Annotated in this window: 16 protein-coding genes; 9 read left to right on the plus strand and 7 right to left on the minus strand. The window is 71.3% G+C overall.

Annotated features, from left to right (window positions below):
- Positions 1–41: 41 nt before the first annotated feature.
- Genes ND450_RS13425 through ND450_RS13440 form a run of 4 tightly spaced genes read right to left on the minus strand, consistent with a single transcriptional unit; the run spans position 42 to position 3,688 of the window.
- Positions 42–692 (minus strand): response regulator transcription factor, encoded by a 651-nt coding sequence (locus tag ND450_RS13425; RefSeq protein ID WP_253326458.1) that lies wholly within the window; start codon positions 690–692, stop codon positions 42–44.
- Complete coding sequence (locus ND450_RS13430) at positions 689–1,813, minus strand: sensor histidine kinase (RefSeq protein ID WP_253326459.1); 1,125 nt, start codon at positions 1,811–1,813, stop codon at positions 689–691. The genes ND450_RS13425 and ND450_RS13430 overlap by 4 nt, the downstream gene beginning before the upstream one ends.
- Complete coding sequence (locus ND450_RS13435) at positions 1,810–2,637, minus strand: CPBP family intramembrane glutamic endopeptidase (RefSeq protein WP_253326460.1); 828 nt, start codon at positions 2,635–2,637, stop codon at positions 1,810–1,812. The genes ND450_RS13430 and ND450_RS13435 overlap by 4 nt, the downstream gene beginning before the upstream one ends.
- Positions 2,638–2,647: 10 nt before the next feature.
- On the minus strand, positions 2,648–3,688 hold the full coding sequence (locus ND450_RS13440) for a MerR family transcriptional regulator (protein WP_253326461.1): 1,041 nt from the start codon (positions 3,686–3,688) through the stop codon (positions 2,648–2,650).
- Positions 3,689–3,896: 208 nt separating this feature from the next.
- On the opposite strand from ND450_RS13440, the gene ND450_RS13445 reads away from it, so the two are divergent.
- The 8 genes from ND450_RS13445 to ND450_RS13480 all read left to right on the plus strand — a co-directional run bounded on the left by ND450_RS13445 (position 3,897) and on the right by ND450_RS13480 (position 12,448).
- Positions 3,897–4,868 (plus strand): TerC/Alx family metal homeostasis membrane protein, encoded by a 972-nt coding sequence (locus ND450_RS13445; RefSeq protein WP_371927703.1) that lies wholly within the window; start codon positions 3,897–3,899, stop codon positions 4,866–4,868.
- Positions 4,869–5,019: 151 nt separating this feature from the next.
- The gene (locus ND450_RS13450) at positions 5,020–5,826 is read left to right on the plus strand and encodes an IclR family transcriptional regulator C-terminal domain-containing protein (protein WP_253326463.1); all 807 of its coding nucleotides are present in this window, start codon (positions 5,020–5,022) and stop codon (positions 5,824–5,826) included.
- Positions 5,827–5,899: 73 nt separating this feature from the next.
- A complete protein-coding gene (locus ND450_RS13455; RefSeq protein WP_253326464.1) occupies positions 5,900–7,318 on the plus strand; it encodes an amidohydrolase family protein in 1,419 nt (472 codons plus the stop codon).
- Positions 7,318–8,451, plus strand: coding sequence for a CaiB/BaiF CoA-transferase family protein (locus tag ND450_RS13460; protein ID WP_253326465.1), 1,134 nt, complete (start codon positions 7,318–7,320; stop codon positions 8,449–8,451). Before ND450_RS13455 ends, ND450_RS13460 begins: the two co-directional genes overlap by 1 nt.
- Positions 8,448–9,227 carry a citryl-CoA lyase gene (locus tag ND450_RS13465; RefSeq protein WP_253326466.1) on the plus strand — a complete coding sequence of 260 codons (780 nt, stop codon included), beginning with the start codon at positions 8,448–8,450 and terminating at the stop codon, positions 9,225–9,227. The genes ND450_RS13460 and ND450_RS13465 overlap by 4 nt, the downstream gene beginning before the upstream one ends.
- Positions 9,228–9,230: 3 nt before the next feature.
- Entirely contained in the window at positions 9,231–10,097 is an 867-nt protein-coding gene (locus ND450_RS13470; RefSeq protein ID WP_253326467.1) for a dioxygenase, read from the plus strand.
- Positions 10,082–10,993: a zinc-binding dehydrogenase gene (locus tag ND450_RS13475; protein WP_253326468.1), complete on the plus strand. Its 912-nt coding sequence runs from the start codon at positions 10,082–10,084 to the stop codon at positions 10,991–10,993. Before ND450_RS13470 ends, ND450_RS13475 begins: the two co-directional genes overlap by 16 nt.
- Before the next feature lie 24 nt (positions 10,994–11,017).
- A complete protein-coding gene (locus ND450_RS13480) occupies positions 11,018–12,448 on the plus strand; it encodes an FAD-binding oxidoreductase (protein ID WP_253326469.1) in 1,431 nt (476 codons plus the stop codon).
- Positions 12,449–12,457: 9 nt separating this feature from the next.
- Here the strand turns inward: ND450_RS13480 and sigC are convergent, their stop codons facing one another.
- Together sigC and ND450_RS13490 are read right to left on the minus strand one after the other, a co-directional pair.
- Complete coding sequence (gene sigC, locus ND450_RS13485; protein ID WP_253326470.1) at positions 12,458–13,033, minus strand: RNA polymerase sigma factor SigC; 576 nt, start codon at positions 13,031–13,033, stop codon at positions 12,458–12,460.
- Positions 13,034–13,152: 119 nt separating this feature from the next.
- Positions 13,153–14,055 (minus strand): S1 family peptidase, encoded by a 903-nt coding sequence (locus ND450_RS13490; RefSeq protein ID WP_253326471.1) that lies wholly within the window; start codon positions 14,053–14,055, stop codon positions 13,153–13,155.
- A gap of 149 nt (positions 14,056–14,204) precedes the next feature.
- Here ND450_RS13490 and ND450_RS13495 point away from each other — a divergent pair, with 149 nt between their 5' ends.
- Positions 14,205–15,476, plus strand: coding sequence for a sodium:proton antiporter (locus tag ND450_RS13495; protein WP_089921459.1), 1,272 nt, complete (start codon positions 14,205–14,207; stop codon positions 15,474–15,476).
- Here the strand turns inward: ND450_RS13495 and ND450_RS13500 are convergent.
- Entirely contained in the window at positions 15,422–15,862 is a 441-nt protein-coding gene (locus ND450_RS13500; protein ID WP_253326472.1) for a GNAT family N-acetyltransferase, read from the minus strand. The two genes, ND450_RS13495 and ND450_RS13500, sit on opposite strands and share 55 nt — an antisense overlap.
- Between the last annotated feature and the right edge of the window lie 33 nt (positions 15,863–15,895).

Here is a 15,895-nt window from a genome sequence, read left to right on the forward strand (position 1 = left end):
CGTGACGATCACGTCACGTCTTGTGATTCCCCGGTGAGGGATCAGGTCACCAGTCCGCGGCGGTACGCGTAGACGACGGCCTGCACGCGGTCGCGCAGGTCGAGCTTGGTGAGGATGCGCGACACGTACGTCTTCACCGTCTCCTGGCTGATCACCAGGGCGGCGGCGATCTCGCTGTTGGACAGGCCCTCCGCGATCAGCTTGAGCACCTCGAGCTCCCGGGGCGCCAGCTGGGTCTCCGCGACCTCCTCCGCCGGCCGGATGCGCGCGGCGAACCTCCCGACCAGCTGCCGGGTGACCTCCGGCGCGAGCAGGGCGGCGCCGCTCGCGACCGTCCTGATGCCCTGCAGCAGCTGCGACGGGGGCGCGTCCTTGAGCAGGAACCCGCTGGCACCGGCCCGCAGCGCCTCGTAGACGTACTCGTCCAGGTTGAACGTCGTGACCACGAGGACCTTGACGGGATCGGGCACGCCGGCGCCCGCGAGCAACCGGGTCGCCCCGATGCCGTCGAGCACCGGCATCCGCACGTCCATCACGACGACGTCCGGCCTCAGCCGCCCGGCCAGCTCGACCGCCGCGCGCCCGTCCCCGCACTCCCCCACGACCTCGAGGTCCGGCTGGGAGTCGATGATGGTGGCGAACCCGGTGCGGATCAGCGCCTGGTCGTCGCACACCAGGACGCGCACGGTCACGCCGGGCTCCCCGCGGGGATGCGGGCCTTCACCACGAAGCCCCCGTCCCGCCGCCCCGCCGAGAACTCGCCGCCCAGCACGTCGACGCGCTCGCGCAGCCCGGCCAGGCCGCGCCCGCTGCCGCCGACCGGCGCGGACGACTTCACGCCCTCGGTGCCGACCTCCACGGTGATGTCCCTTTCGCCGTAACGGACGTACACGTTCGTCGGGTTGCCGTGCGCGTACTTCAGCGCGTTCGTCAACGCCTCCTGCACGACCCGGTACGCGACGGCCTCCGCACTGCCCGCGTCCCGCGTCGACTCGCCTTCCTCCGCGAACTCGACGGGCTGCCCGGCCAGCCGCGTCTGCTCGACGAGCGTGCGCAGGTCACCGACCGACTCGGTGCTGTGGTCGGGGTTGAGCAGGTCGAGCAGGTGCCGCAGGTCGGTCAGCGACCGGCGTCCGGTGTCGGTGATCGTCCGCAGCGTCTGGTCGAGCCGCTCCGGCGCCGCCGTCAGGTACCGCGCGGCCTCCGCCTGCACCACCATCGCCGTGACGTGGTGGGTGACCACGTCGTGCAGCTCGCGGGCGATCGTCGTGCGTTCCGCGACCCGCGTGGCCGCGGCGACGTGCCGGCGGCGTTCTGCCTCGGCCTCGCGGGAGAGCCGCAGCCACGCGCCGATGCCCCACGCGGCGGCGATCGCCAGGTAGAAGGTCACGAACCCGGCCACGCCCTCGGTCGCCCCGCGGAGCTGCAACGCGACGGCCAGTCCCGCGTAGCCGGCGGTCAGCGCGATCACGGTGGCGCGCCGGTGACGCGACACGTGCAGGCCCCCGCTGATCAACGCGATCGGCAGCGCCGTCCCGGCGACGGTGTGGTAGCCGCGCAACTGGTCGACGGCGAACGCGATCGACACGACGGCGAGGCAGAGCAACGGCCACTTGCGGCGCACGACCAGCGGCAGGCACTCGAAGGTGATGACCGCGATCGCGAGCAGGTCGAACGGCCGGTTCGGCAGCCCGCCGAGCTGGGTGCCCTTGTCGTGCAGCGCGGGCACGACCGACCCCAGCGCGAGCAACAGCGCGAGTGGCGCGTCCTGGACGCGGACGTCCCAGCCGCGCCACCGCTGGAGGCTGATCACGCGTCGAGCGTAGCGGCCGACGCGGCACGGCCCCGGCGCGGCACGAGGGTGCCCCGCCTCTTGGCCAGCCACAGGAACGCCGCCGTCACGACCACGCCCGCCAGCACCGAGTACGCGCTGGCCTCGGGCCCGAACTCGCCACCGGTGAGGATCGCCGGGCCGGACGTGACGCCGTCCAGCAGTCCCTGCGGAGCGTCCTTGCCGGACACGCTGGTGCTGAAGATGCCGCCCTGCGCGAAGTTCCACGCGAAGTGCACGCCGATCGGCACCCACAGGTTGCGGGTGGCCACGTAGGCGGCGCCGAGCATCAGCCCGGCCTCGATCGCGATGGCGAGCGAGCTCCACACCGTGGCGCCGGGGTTCGGCAGGTGCGCGAACCCGAACACCAGCCCGCTCACCATCAGCGCGAGCCACGTCCCGATCTTCTCCTCGACGATCCGGAACAGCACGCCGCGGTACAGCAGCTCCTCGGTCACCGCGACCGCCACCATGAACCCGAAGATCGCGATCATGCCGGTGACCGACCCGATGCCGCGCACCTCGTACCCGCCGAGGAACGCGATGTTGACGATCACCGCACCGAACATCGCGAGTCCGACGAGGACACCGCGGCCGAGCGCGCCCGGCGCGGTCTTCAGGGAGACCTCGGTGGGCTCGCGGTGTTCGGTCCTGCGGACGATCCAGGCGTAGGCGGCCAGTGCCAGCGCCGCCGCGAGGAACCCGGCGACCAGGGTGAGCGGCCAGTTCCAGCCCAGGGCCTGCACACCGGTTCCGCCCGCGAACGACACGACCACCACGACGACCAACTGCTTCAGAAATCGCATGGCCGAAAAGCTAGGGATTTCCGGCGTCCGGAACGTCCCCGCGCGGTGGACATCCGCTTGTAGCTCTCGCGGGGGACATCTCCAACGCCGCGGACAACCAGGCGAACGGCATGAAGTCGGCCGCGTCCTGCGAGGTTCCGTTGATGATCCCCACCAGCGACTGGTACCGGGTGTGCGGGTCCCGCGGCCCTGCGGCCTCCGCGATCGACTCCAGGTGCAGCTCCTCGACGCGCAGGACGTCCGCGGCCAGCCGCCGCCGCAGCTCGGTGCTGTCCGGCTCCCCCATGAGCTCGCGCAGGTGGTCCGTGTAGGCGTCCGCGATCTCACGCCCCTGCGGCGAGTCCGCCGGCACCCCGTCCCTGCGCGCCTGGTCCGCCCGCTGGAAGATCGCGCCGCCGCGGTCGAACGAGCCCAGCACCTCCGGCGACATCATCACCTGGGCACCGGGCGTGGACACGGTCTCGTGCAACTGCTCGTGCACCGCGCGGCGGAAGTCCGCGTCCTGCAGCAGGTTCGCCAGCTCGATCCACGCCTCCAGTTGCTCGGTGCCCGGCTCCTCCGGCAGGACCGGCCGTTCGCTGCGCAGCAGGTCCAGGAAGGCGGGCGTGGCCGCGAGCCCGTCGCTGATCTCGCTCCAGAAGTCGTCGATCAGCCGCTCGCGTTCCTCGTCGGACATCCCGGCGAGCTTGTGCAGCAGGACCACCTGCTCGGCCTCGGTGTGCTGGCGGGCGATCGTCCGCAGCACGGCCTGCCGCGACCGGATGCGGCGGGCCTGGTCGTCCAAACGCGACAGATGTGCCGTCGCCAGGTCGGTCAGCGTCACGCTGCCGTCGAGGAGCCGCCGGATGTCCTCGAGCCCCGCGTCGAGGTCGCGCAACGTGCTCACGAACTCCAGCCGGGCGATCGCGTGCACGTCGTAGAGCCGGTGCCCGGCCGCCGTGACGCGCGCGGGCGCCACGACGCCTTCGTCGGAGTAGAAGCGGATGGCGCTGACGCTCAGCCCGGTGCGGCGCGCCACCTCACCGATCGCGTACAGCCTGTTGTCGTCCATGGCGCCTACGATCAAACCTCAAGCCGCTTGAGATGCAAGCCACGGTCGGCTTACTTGAGCATTACCATTTCTTTACCTATGCTGTCCGGCGAGGGGAGTACTTCCCAAGCGTCTGCCCGGTCAGTACGGACATCCGGAAGGTGTCCCCGGGAGGCCACCCGACCTCGGGTGAAGGAGACCTCGAACGATCGTTGTTCGAGGAGGTCCTGTGCCCGTGGAATCCGTGGCATCGCCCGCACTGTGGTTCATCAGCATCGCGGTGCTGCTCGGTCTGCTGGTCGTCGACTTCCTGGTGACGCGGCGCCCGCACGAGGTGTCGATCAAGGAAGCGACCGGCTGGTCCGTCTTCTACCTGGCTCTGCCGTTCGTGTTCGGCCTCTGGCTCTGGTACGAGTTCGGCAGCGGTCAGTCCCTGGAGTTCGTGACCGGTTTCGTCGTCGAGAAGTCGCTCTCGGTCGACAACCTGTTCGTCTTCATGCTGCTGCTGGCCGCGTTCAGCGTGCCGTCGGAGATCCAGCAGCGCGTCCTGCTCTACGGCATCGTCGGCGCACTGGTGCTGCGCGGCGTGTTCATCGCGGCCGGCGCGGCCATGCTGTCCGCGGGCACCTGGGCGTTCCTCGTGTTCGGCCTGGTCCTCTTCGCCTCGGCCGTGAAGATCCTGCAGTCGGCCCTGTCCGGCGAGCCCGCCGAGAAGGACACGTCGAAGATGCGGTCGGTGCGGCTGCTGCGCAGGCTGATGCCGGTCACCGACGACTACCGCGGTACGAAGATGCTTGTCCGCGAGAACGGCCGCCGCGCCCTCACCCCGCTCGCGATCGTGGTGGTGGCGATCTTCGCGACGGACGTCGTGTTCGCGATCGACTCGGTGCCCGCCGTCTACGGCATCACCGAGGACCCGTACCTCGTGTTCACCACCAACGCGTTCGCGCTGCTCGGCCTGCGCGCGCTGTACTTCGTGCTCCAGTCCGTGCTGGCGAAGCTGGTGCACCTCAACCACGGTCTCGCGATCATCCTGGCGTTCATCGGCCTGAAGCTCGTGCTGCACTGGGCCCACGGCGTGTGGCCGGCCGTGCCGACGATCCCGACCCCGGTCTCGCTGGGCGTCATCGTGGTGACCCTGGCCGTCGTGACCTTCACCAGCCTCCGCTCCCGCCGCGAGGAACCTGTCAGTTTGGACTGATCGCCATGGCCACCGCGCGCCTCATCGATTTTCTCGTCGACGTCAGCGTGACTCTGCTCGTGCTGGCCGCACTGGTGGTGGCCTGCACGGTGCTGGCCTCCAGGCCCTGACGCTCCCACGACAACGGACATGTGTCCGTTATCGTGGGAGCATGCCTGCTCGCCCTGACACCGGCCCCGACTTCATCGAGGCGCTCGCCCGCGGCCTGGACGTGATCCGCGCGTTCCGGCCGCTGCGTCCGGTGATGACGCTCAGCGAGGTCGCCGCCGCCACGGACCTGGCCAGGCCGACCACCCGTCGGATCCTGCTGACGCTGGTCGAGCTCGGGTACGTGCGGCAGGGCGAGACCGGGTTCGCGCTCACGCCGCGGGTGCTCGACCTGGGTGTCGCGTACGTGCGGTCGATGGGGTTGTGGGACGTGGCCCGGCCGCACATGGAACGGCTCTGCGCCCGCACGAACGAGTCCGTGTCCATCGCGCAGCTCGACGGCTCGGACATCGTCTACGTGGCGCGGGTGGCGGTGCCGAAGATCGTCACGCTGTCCGTGCAGATCGGGACGCGGTTCCCGGCTCTGCCGACGTCCCTCGGGAAGGTGCAGCTCGCGGCGCTGCCGCCGGACGAGCTGGAGGCCGTGCTCGCGCAGCCGACGCGGTCCGGGCTGACGTCGCGGTGGCAGCCGGACGCGGCGGAGCGCGACGCCGAGCTGCGCGACGTGCGGGCGCGCGGGTGGGCGATGACCGACGAGCAGCTCGCGCTCGGGATCCGGTCGGTCGCGGCACCGCTGCGGGACGGGACAGGCGCCGTGGTGGCCGGGATCAACGTCAACTGCCACGCGTCGGAGACGTCGGTGGAGCGGATGCTCGAGCACCACCTGCCGTTGCTGCTGCAGGTCGCGGGCGACATCAGCGCCGACTTCGCCCGGCTCGGCACGGTGCCGCACGAGGTCGTCGCGTCCTGAGGGGTTGACCCGGCGCGGAAGAAGGTTGAGGATTCAACGGACACCTGTCCGCCTGACGGTCAAGGAGTTCCCCATGAGTTCCGTCGTCCTCAGAAACGGCACCGTCCTGACCATGGACGGCCGCCAGCCCCTCGTCGACCACGACGTCCTGGTCACCGGTGACCGCATCGCCGCGATCGGGCCGCGGCTGGAGGTGCCGGAGGGCACCGAGGAGGTCGACGCGACCGGCGGCATCGTCATGCCGGGCATGATCGACACGCACCGGCACCTGTGGCAGACGGCGATGCGCGGCTACGGCGCCGACTGGACGCTCACGCAGTACTTCGTCTGGTACTACCTGGAGTGGGGCAAGGTCTTCCGGCCCGAGGACGTCCACGCCGGCAACCTGCTGGGTGCCGCCGAGGCGCTCGACGCCGGTGTCACCACGACCGTCGACTGGTCGCACGGCCTGCAGACCACCGACCACGCCGACGCCGCCGTCGACGCGCTGCAGGCGGTCCCCGGCCGGTTCGTGCTGGCGTACGGCAACATCCAGGACAGCCCCGCGTCCTGGACGGCCAAGCCCGAGTTCCGCGACTTCGTCTCCCGCCGCATCACCGGCGACGACCTGCTGGGCTTCCAGCTCGCGTTCGACGTGACGGGCGACCCGTCGTTCCCCGAGAAGCCCGCCTTCGAGGTCGCGCGCGAGCTCGGCGTGCCCGTCACGACCCATGCGGGCGTGTGGGGCGCGACGAACGACGACGGCATCAGGCTGATGTACGACAACGGGTTCATGACGCCCGAGTCGATCTACGTGCACGCGGCGACGCTGTCCGCCGACTCCTACCACCGCATCGCGGCGACCGGCGGGTCGATCTCCGTGTCGACCGAGAGCGAGCAGAGCGCGGGCCAGGGCTACCCGCCCACCTGGGCGATCCGCGAGCACGGCATCCCGGTGTCGCTGTCGATGGACACGTCGGTCTGGTGGAGCGGAGACCTGTTCTCCGCGATGCGCACGACGCTGGGCGCCGACCGGGCTCGGGAGCACATGGCCGCGCACGCCAAGAACGACACCGTCACGCACGCGGCTCTGCGGGCCGAGCAGGTCGTGGAGTGGGCGACGATGGGTGGCGCACGCGCGTTGGGACGCTCCTCGGACCTGGGCAGCCTCGAGGTCGGCAAGAAGGCGGACGTCGTGTTGCTGCGCAACGAGAACTCCCCCGCCATGTTCCCGATCCTCAACCCGTACGGACACGTGGCGTTCCAGGCGCAACGGTCCGATGTGGACACGGTGATCGTGAACGGCCGCATCGTGAAGCGCGACCACAGGCTCGTCGGCGTCGACCTGGACTCGATCCGCACGCAGGTCCAGAACACCGTCGACCACCTGCGGTCGGAGCTCGGCGAGGAGGCGTGGGCCAAGGGCATGAACCCCGACATCCCGGAGTCGAAGGTGCTGGACAACCCCTACACGTACACCGAGTACCGCGGCGACACCCGGACGTCCGTCTGATGGGTGGTCCACTCGAAGGCCTGCTGGTCGCCGACTTCTCGCGCGTGCTGGCGGGTCCGTACGCGACCATGCTGCTGGCCGACATGGGCGCCACCGTCGTCAAGGTCGAGGGCCCGGGCGGCGACGAGACCCGCACGTGGATGCCGCCCGTGCGGGAGGACGTGTCGACCTACTACCTCGGCGTCAACCGGGGCAAGCGGTCGATCGCGCTCGACCTGCGCTCCGAGGAGGACGCCGCGCTGGGACGCGAACTCGCCCGCCGCGCGGACGTGGTGATCGAGAACTTCAAGCCCGGCGGCCTCGCCAAGTACGGGCTCGACCACGCCTCGGTCAGCGCGGGCAACCCCCGCGTGGTGTACGCGTCGATCACGGGTTTCGGCTCCGGCGAGGGAAAGCACGTCCCGGGCTACGACCTGATGGTGCAGGCGATCTCCGGATTGATGAGCCTCACCGGCGATCCGGACGGGCCGCCGTACCGCGCGGGCATCTCGGTGTTCGACGTGATGGCGGGCAACCACGCCGTGATCGGCATCCTCGCGGCGCTGCGGCACCGCGACGCCACGGGACAGGGCCAGCTCGTCGAGGTGAACCTGCTGTCGTCCGCGCTCACGGGTCTGGTGAACCACAGCTCGGCGTACGCGGCCGGCGGGGTCGTGCCGTTCCGGATGGGCAACGCGCATCCCAGCGTGTTCCCCTACGAGCCGCTGCCGACCGCCGACAACGACCTGATCGTCGCGGCGGCGAACGACGGCCAGTTCCGCAGGCTGTGCGAGGTGCTCGGGCTGCCCGAGGTGCCGGACGACCCGCGGTTCGCCCGCAACGCCGACCGCACTCGCAACCGCGAGGAACTCCGGCCCGTGCTGGAGGAGCGGCTGCGAACCAGGGGCGCCGTCGAGTGGTTCGACCTGCTCGTGGCGGCCGGCGTGCCGTGCGGGCCGATCAACACGATCGACGGCGGTTTCGCGATGGCCGAGCGGTTCGGCCTCGACCCGGTCGTCGTGGTCGGGGACGTCCCGACGACGCGGCACCCGATCCGGTTCTCCGAGACCCCGGCGGTGTACCGGTTGCCGCCGCCGGGGCTGGACGAGCACGGTGACGAACTGCGGCAGTGGCTGAAGGAGGACCAGGCGTGACGGCCGAACGACCGGTCTACGAGACAGCGCTCGGCGCGTCCACCCCCGACACGATCACGTTGCTGGGCAAGGACCTCGCGCGCGACGTGATGGGCACCGTCGGGTTCGGCGAGCTCGCGTTCTGGCTCGCCACCCAGCGCCGGCCGAGCCCCGGCGAGACGCGGTTGTTCGAAGCGGTGCTCGCGGCACTGGCGGACCACGGGTTCACGCCGACCGCGATCGTCAGCCGCCTCACGTTCCTGTCCGCGCCCGACTCCGTGCAGGGCGCGCTCGCGGCGGGGTTGCTGGGCGGCGGTTCGCGGTTCCTCGGCGTCACCGAGGACTGCGGCCGGTTCCTCAACGCCGTCGTGCGGGCCAACCCGGAACCGGACGACTGGGACGCGCTCGCGCTGGACACCGTGAAAGCACAGGGCAAAGCGCGCATCCCCGGCCTCGGCCACCACGTGCACAAGAACGGCGACCCCCGCACTCCGCGGCTGTTCGAGATCGCCGAGGAGGAGGGCCTCGCCGGACCGCACCTGTCGCTGTTCGCCGCGATCGGCCGGGTGCACCCGCAGGTGCTCGGCAAGACGTTGCCGCTCAACGGAGCCGGCACGTGCGGCGCGGTGCTCGCCGACCTCGGCCTGCCGCTGGAGCTGTTGCGGGGCTTCGCGTTGCTGGCCCGCACCGCGGGGTTGATCGGGCAGCTCGCCGAGGAGCTGCGCGACCCCGTCGCCAACGACATCTTCCTGTCCGTCGACACGAACACCAGGTCCGTCGCACCCGTCGAGGAGTGAGCAATGCAGCTCGTCACCGAGGACAACATCACCGCGCTCGCCGAGCAGCGCTGGGCCACCGCGAAGGACCCGCGGACAGCGCAGCTGATGACCGCGCTGGTCCGGCACCTGCACGACTTCGCCCGCGAGGTGCGGCTCACCGAGGCCGAGTGGATGGCGGCCGTGCGGTGGCTCACCGCGACCGGGCAGATCAGCGACGCCAAGCGCGAGGAGTTCATCCTCGCCTCGGACGTGCTCGGCCTGAGCATGCTCGTGGTGCAGATGAACCACCGCTTCGACGTGGGCGCGACGCCCGCCACCGTGCTCGGGCCGTTCCACATCGACGGCTCCCCCGAGCTCGGGTTCGGCGGGGACATGTCCGACGACGTGGACGGAACTCCGCTCTACCTCACCGGAACGGTGCGCTCGCTGGACGGCACGCCGGTCGCCGGTGCCGTGCTGGACGTCTGGCAGGCCGACGCCGAGGGTGCGTACGAGGCCCAGCTCGACGTGGACGAGGCGCGGCTGCGCGCGAAGTACCGGGCCGAACCGGACGGCTCCTACTGCGTGCGCACGATCACGCCCAAGGGGTACTCGATCCCGATGGACGGGCCGGTCGGCGCGTTGATCGAGCAGACGGAGATCAGCCACTTCCGGCCCGCGCACGTGCACTTCCTGCTCACCGCCGAGGGGTTCGAGCCGCTGATCACGCACCTGTTCGAGGAGGGCGCCGAGTACCTCGACAGCGACGTCGTGTTCGGCACCAAGCAGGAGCTCGTGGTGCGGTTCGTGCCGCGCGAGCCCGGCGTGACCCCGGACGGCAACGTCTCCGACGTGCCGTGGGTGCTCGCCGAGTACGACTTCGTGTTGCAGCCGTGCGCGCCGCAGTAGTCGTTCGTCCCGGTCAGCCGCCGTCGCTCGCTGACCGGGGCGAGCCTTCCGCCGCCCCGGGCGAGGTCGTCGTCGACGTCCTCGCCGCGCCGGTCACACCGCTGGACCTGTTGTGCGCCAGCGGTACCTCGTACTTCGGCGTGCCCGAGACGCCTTATGTTCCCGGTGTGCAGGGGGTCGGGACGGTCGACGGGCGCCCGGTGTGGTTCCCCACCCGTGCCGGGATGGCCCCGGGGGACGGCAGCATGGCCGAGAAGGCGTTGGCACGACAGGAAGACCTGGTGTTCCTGCCGGACGTCGACCCGGTCGCGCTGGCGGCACTCGGGTTGTCGGCCGTCGCCGCGCACATGGCGATGACGTGGCGCGGTGAGCTCGTGGCCGGGGAGACCGTCGTCGTGCTCGGCTGCGGTGCGGTCGGGCAGGCCGCGATTCAGCTCGCGCGCCTCGCCGGTGCCGGACGGGTCGTGGTCGCCGCGCGTTCCGCCGAGGCCCGCGACCGCGCGGTGCGGTCGGGAGCGGACGTCGTGGTCGCGCTGGAGGACGTGGCGGAGGCCGCCCAGGGCGCGGACCTGCTGCTCGACCCGTTGTACGGGCCACCCGCCGCGGCGGCCGCGCAGGCGTTGCGGCCCGGCGGCCGCTGGGTGAACCTCGGCGGCTCCGCGGGCGAGACCTGCCCGATCACCTCGTCCACGCTGCGCAGCAAGTCGTTGCGGTTGTCCGGGTACACGAACAACGAGCTGACCGCGCAGCAACGGGCCGACGCCATCTCCGTCGTCGCCCGGTACGCGGCTCAGGGCCTGCTCACCGTCGATCACGAGGTCGTGCCGCTGGACGACGTCACGGATGCGTGGCAACGCAAAGGCCGGGGCAGGGTCGTGCTCGCAGTGCGCGGGTGATCACGGCGTGCCAAGATCGATCAGGTGGATCGACGCAGGTTTCTGAAGGTCGCCGGGCTCGCCGGTGCCGGTGCCGCCCTCGCGGCCTGCACCTCCCCCGCTCCCGTTCCGGTGACGCCACCGTCCAGTTCGTCCGTTCCGAGTGGACCGCCCGACTGGACCGGCCTGCGGTCGAAGCTGTCCGGCCAGCTCGTGCTCGCCGGTGACGACGGGTTCGCCTACCAGGGCTTCAACCCCGTGTGGGACGGCCAGAAACCGGCCGCGGTCGCCAAGGTCAGCTCGGCGGCAGACGTGCAGGCCTGCGTCGAGGCCGCCCGCGGACGCGTCGCGATCGCCGCCCGCAGCGGAGGCCACAGCTACGCCGGGTACTCGTCGCCGGCCGGTGGCCTGCAGGTCGACGTGCGCGGCCTGGCCGACGTCGAGGTGCTGCCCGGCGACCGGGTCCGCATCGGCTCCGGCGCCGCCCTCGGTGACGTCTCCCGGGCCCTGGTGGCATCCGGCCGCTGCCTGCCGACCGGCACGTGCCCGTCCGTCGGCGTCGCGGGGCTCACGCTCGGTGGCGGCATCGGCGTCCTGTCCCGCAAGTACGGGCTGACGTGCGACCACCTCGTGTCGGCCACGGTCGTGACGGCTGACGGCAAGCTCCTCACCGCGTCCGCCGAGCAGGAACCCGACCTGTTCTGGGCGTTGCGCGGCGGCGGGGGCGGCAACTTCGGCATCGTCACCGAATTCGTGTTCTCCACCTTGCCCGCCCCGGAGGTGGCGGTCTTCTCGCTGTCGTACCCGGCCGGTGCCGCGGCGGACGCGCTCGGCGCGTGGCAGAGGTGGATCGCCGGCGCGCCGAACGAGATGTGGTCCAACGTCGTGGTGCGCGGCGGAGCGCAGCCGAGCTGCAAGATCGGCGGCTGCTTCGTCGGTTCGGTGAGCGGCCTCAACGCCCTGCTGGCGCAGCTGCCTCCCGCGGCCGAGCGGTTCGTCCAGGCACAGACCTACGCCGAGGCCACGCGGTACTTCGCCGGAGGCCCCATCGCCCGCGAGTCGGCCGTGGCGTCCTCACGGGTCGTGCGCGACCCGATCAGCGACCCCAGCAAGGCCGTGGCGCTGCTGGCGGGCCAGTCCGACGAGACGTACCTGATCTTCGACGGCCTGCGCGGCGCGGTGGCCGACATCGCGCCCGACACCACCGCGTTCCCGCACCGCACGGCACTCGCGAACGTCCAGATCTACCTGAAGACACCACCGGACAACGCAGCCCAGGCCCGTGCGAACCTCGCCACCATCCGCGACGGGCTCGGGGCGCTGGTCGGCGAGACCGGATACGTCAACTACATCGACCCGCAGATGCCCCAGTGGGCACAGGCCTACTACGGCGGCAACCTCGCCCGGCTGAAGGAGGTCGCGGCGAAGTACGACCCGGACCACGTGTTCGAGTTCGCGCAGTCGGTCCAGGGGTGACGCCCGGTCCTACACGGCTCCGGCGTCTTCGTTCCCCTGACCGCTGATCAGGTCCTCCCGGGCCCGCGCCACCCGCGAGCGCACCGTCCCGATCGGACACCCCGCCACCTCGGCGGCCTCCGCGTACGACAGGCCGAACACCTGGGTCAGCAGCAGGGCCTCGCGGCGTTCGGGCGTGAGGCCCGCGAGCATCACGGTCAGCTCGACCACGTCCTCGAACCCGGCCGAGCGCGCGTGCTCGGTGTAGCGGTCCGCGTCCGAGGCCACCTGGTAGTCGGCCGACCAGGCGATCGACGGGCGCGCGACGGCGGCCCGGATGTGGTCGACGACGGTGCGGCGGGCGATCGAGAGCAGCCAGGTGCGGGCCGACGAACGGGCCTCGAAGCCCGGCAGCGACCGCAGGGCGCGCAGGTAGACGTCCTGGGTGAGGTCGTCGGCGACGCCGATGCCGCCGAGGTGCGCGACCAGCCGCCAGACGTCGCGCTGCGTGAGGCGGATGAACCGCTCCAGCGCCTCGCGATCACCCGCGCCGGCGGCCAGCGCGCACGCTGTCACCGCCTCGTCGTCACTCCTCGAAGTCGCCACGACTCGGCAGGGTAACCCACCGTCCGAGACCGCCGGGAACCGCGAAGGGCCGGCAGGACGCGCACCTCGAAAGCCGCGCGTCCTGCCGGGAGTGGCACGGGGGCACCGCCGCCCGACCGCTACCCGATGCGCGCACCCACCGCGGCGAGCGCCCTGGTGACGGGCTGGAAGAACGTCACTCCGCCGGTGCGGCAGTTGCCGCTGCCCCCGGAGGTGATGCCGATCGCGTTGCCGTTGTTCGTGAACATCGGGCCGCCGCTGTCGCCGCCCTCGGCGCACACGGTGGTCTGGATCAGGCCGGTGACGCGGCCCTCCGGGTAGTTGACCGTGGCGTTGAGGCCGGTGACGCGGCCGGAGCGCAGACCTGTCGTGCTGCCCATGCGCTGGACCTGCAGACCGACGCGTGCCTCGGCGGCGCGCTCGATCCGCACCCTGCGGCCGTTGCCGGTGTCGACCTCGCTGGGCGCGTCGGTGTTGCGGTTGTTGTAGGTGAGCAGGGCGAAGTCTCCGGCGCCGGGGAACGTCGAGCGCGCGACCGCGGCGGCGGCGCGTCCGCCCGGTGTCAGGGAGAACTGCCTGCCCGCGGCCGTGCAGTGGCCCGCGGTCAGGATGGCGGGGCTGCCGTTGCCGGTGACCACGTTGAAGCCGAGCGAGCAGCGGCTGCCGCCGGCGAAGATCGCGTCACCGCCCTCGGCGAACAGCCGGAACTCGCCGGAGGTCCGTTGCAGCTTCACCCCGGCGCCCATGGCGTCGACCGTGGACACCAGGTTGTCCCACTTCGCGCCGGTCACGGTGCTGTCGGCGGTCACGAGCACCTCGTTCGTCGCCGGGTCGACGGCCCACGCGGTTCCCGTCACGGAGGCCTTCTCCCGCAACGTCTCGGTGGCCTTCTCCGGTGACGTGCGCACCTGTGGCGCCGCCTGGCTGGCGGTGAACGTCGCGCCTGTGATCGCCAGGGCGACGAGACCGATGGCGCCCGCGATCACCTTTCCGCGGCGGTGGTCATCGTGGTGCTTGCCCATGTGGCGTCCTCTCGTTACCGGACTGAGATCCGCTCATGTCCAGGAGTACGTACGATGCGGCGTCCCGGTTTAGGTGAATGGTCGGAATCGGTCCGTCCGGAGCAGTGCCTGCGGATGTCCTTTGTGGACGTGCGGGCCAAGATGGGCCCATGAACTCGCTGTTGCTCGCCGCCGCGTTCGCGATGGTCGTCCGGTCGCTCGCGGCGAACCGCCTGGACCGCTGGCTGCTCGGCGCTCCGCTCGTGATGGTGCTGGCCGGGGTCGTGGTGGGGTGGTTCGAGCCGAGCGGCATCGCCGACGGCCTCAACACCGAGTCGGTGCAGCACGCGGCCGAGATCATCCTCGCGGTGCTGCTGTTCGTCGACGCGACGGAAGTGCGCGCGGGCCGGTTGTGGGGTCCCTATCCGGGACTGGTGGCACGGGTGCTGCTCGTCGCGATGCCGATCAGCATCGCCGTGGCGGCGCTGCTGGGCTGGTTGCTGTTCCCGCGCCTGCCGTGGGAGGTGCTGCTGCTGATCGCGTGCGTGACGGTGCCGATCGACTTCGCCCCGGCCGAGCGCGTGGTGCGCGACAAGGGGCTGTCGGCGCGGGTGCGGAGCACGCTGAACGTCGAAGGCGGCTACAACGACGGCATCGTGACGCCGCTGTTCCTGTTCGCACTGGTCCTGGCCGGTGACGACACACAGGAGCGCACGCCGTTGGAGGCGCTCGGCACGGTGCTGCCGTTCGCGGTGAAGGCGTTGCTGGCCGGGGTGGTGATCGGCGCGCTGCTCGGCTGGCTGATGGACCTCGCCCACCAGGCGGACTGGGTGAGCGACCAGTCCGCCCGCGTCGCGGTGCTGCTCACGCCGTTGCTGACCTTCACCGCGACGGTCGCGATCGACGGCAACGGCTTCGTCGCCTCGTTCGTCTGCGGCATCACGTTCCGGTACGTGCACCGGTTGCTCAAGGCCCGCCGGGTGCGCACCGGACGGGCCGAGGCGCGCACGGACGCGCTGAACTCCGACCTGCACCTGCTGGAGGACGTCACCGGGCTGCTGACGATGACCATGTGGTTCGTGGTCGGCATCGCCGCCGTGCTGACGTTCTACCTGGGCGTGTCGTGGCAGGTGCTGCTGTTCTGCGCGGCCGTGCTCACCGTGGTGCGGCTCGGGCCCGTGCTCCTCGCCCTCACCGGGTCGCGGATGCGCCGGCGTGAACGCCTGCTCGTCGGCGCGCTGGGGCCGCGGGGCACGACGACGATCGTGTTCGGGTTGCTCGCGTTCAACCGGCTGCCGGAGGGACCCGCCGCCGACACGATCCTGACGATCACGGTCGTGTGCGTGCTCGGCAGCGTCGCCCTGCACGGCGTGGGCGCGACGCCGTTTCAGAGGCTCTTGGCGAAGTGGAACGCCGGGATGACGAAGCCGGAGGCCAGGTAGAGGCGGTGCGCGTCGTGCCGCTGCGTCCCGGAGTCGAGGTGCACGCCCGCGCAGCCGAGGCGGCGGGCCTCCTCGTCGACCCACCGCAGCAGGGCGCCCGCGTGCCCCTTGCCGCGTGCGGAGGGCAGTGTGCTCAGGTCGTCGATGTAGAGGTGCGATCCGGCGTAGAGGCTGGTCTGGTGCCGGAATCCGGCGAGTGAGACCAGGAGGCCCGTCTCGTCGTAGGAGACGACGAGACGGTAGCCCTCACGCCGTTGGGTGCGGACGAGTTCCACGAACTCGTCGGCGTCGGTGAGGTGTGGGCGGAGCTCGCGCATCACGTCGAACGCCAGGGCCGTGTCCGCGCCGCCGAGTTCTTCGATCTTGATGGTGTGCTGAGTGGTCACGACGACGATGTTGCCGTGGAGAAGTGGCCTCCC

Origin of the sequence: Lentzea sp. HUAS12 (assembly GCF_024125735.1) — a bacterium.
GTDB classification, from domain to species: Bacteria; Actinomycetota; Actinomycetes; order Mycobacteriales; family Pseudonocardiaceae; genus Lentzea; species Lentzea albida.

Bases quoted from the DNA above. Each gene is read 5' to 3' on its own strand.
- ND450_RS13460 (WP_253326465.1), top strand. From the start codon at position 7,318: ATGGGTGGTCCACTCGAAGGCCTGCTGGTCGCCGACTTCTCGCGCGTG.
- ND450_RS13440 (WP_253326461.1), bottom strand. From the start codon at position 3,688: ATGGACGACAACAGGCTGTACGCGATCGGTGAGGTGGCGCGCCGCACC.
- ND450_RS13495 (WP_089921459.1), top strand. From the start codon at position 14,205: ATGAACTCGCTGTTGCTCGCCGCCGCGTTCGCGATGGTCGTCCGGTCG.
- ND450_RS13450 (WP_253326463.1), top strand. From the start codon at position 5,020: ATGCCTGCTCGCCCTGACACCGGCCCCGACTTCATCGAGGCGCTCGCC.
- ND450_RS13490 (WP_253326471.1), bottom strand. From the start codon at position 14,055: ATGGGCAAGCACCACGATGACCACCGCCGCGGAAAGGTGATCGCGGGC.
- ND450_RS13470 (WP_253326467.1), top strand. From the start codon at position 9,231: ATGCAGCTCGTCACCGAGGACAACATCACCGCGCTCGCCGAGCAGCGC.
- ND450_RS13455 (WP_253326464.1), top strand. From the start codon at position 5,900: ATGAGTTCCGTCGTCCTCAGAAACGGCACCGTCCTGACCATGGACGGC.
- ND450_RS13435 (WP_253326460.1), bottom strand. From the start codon at position 2,637: ATGCGATTTCTGAAGCAGTTGGTCGTCGTGGTGGTCGTGTCGTTCGCG.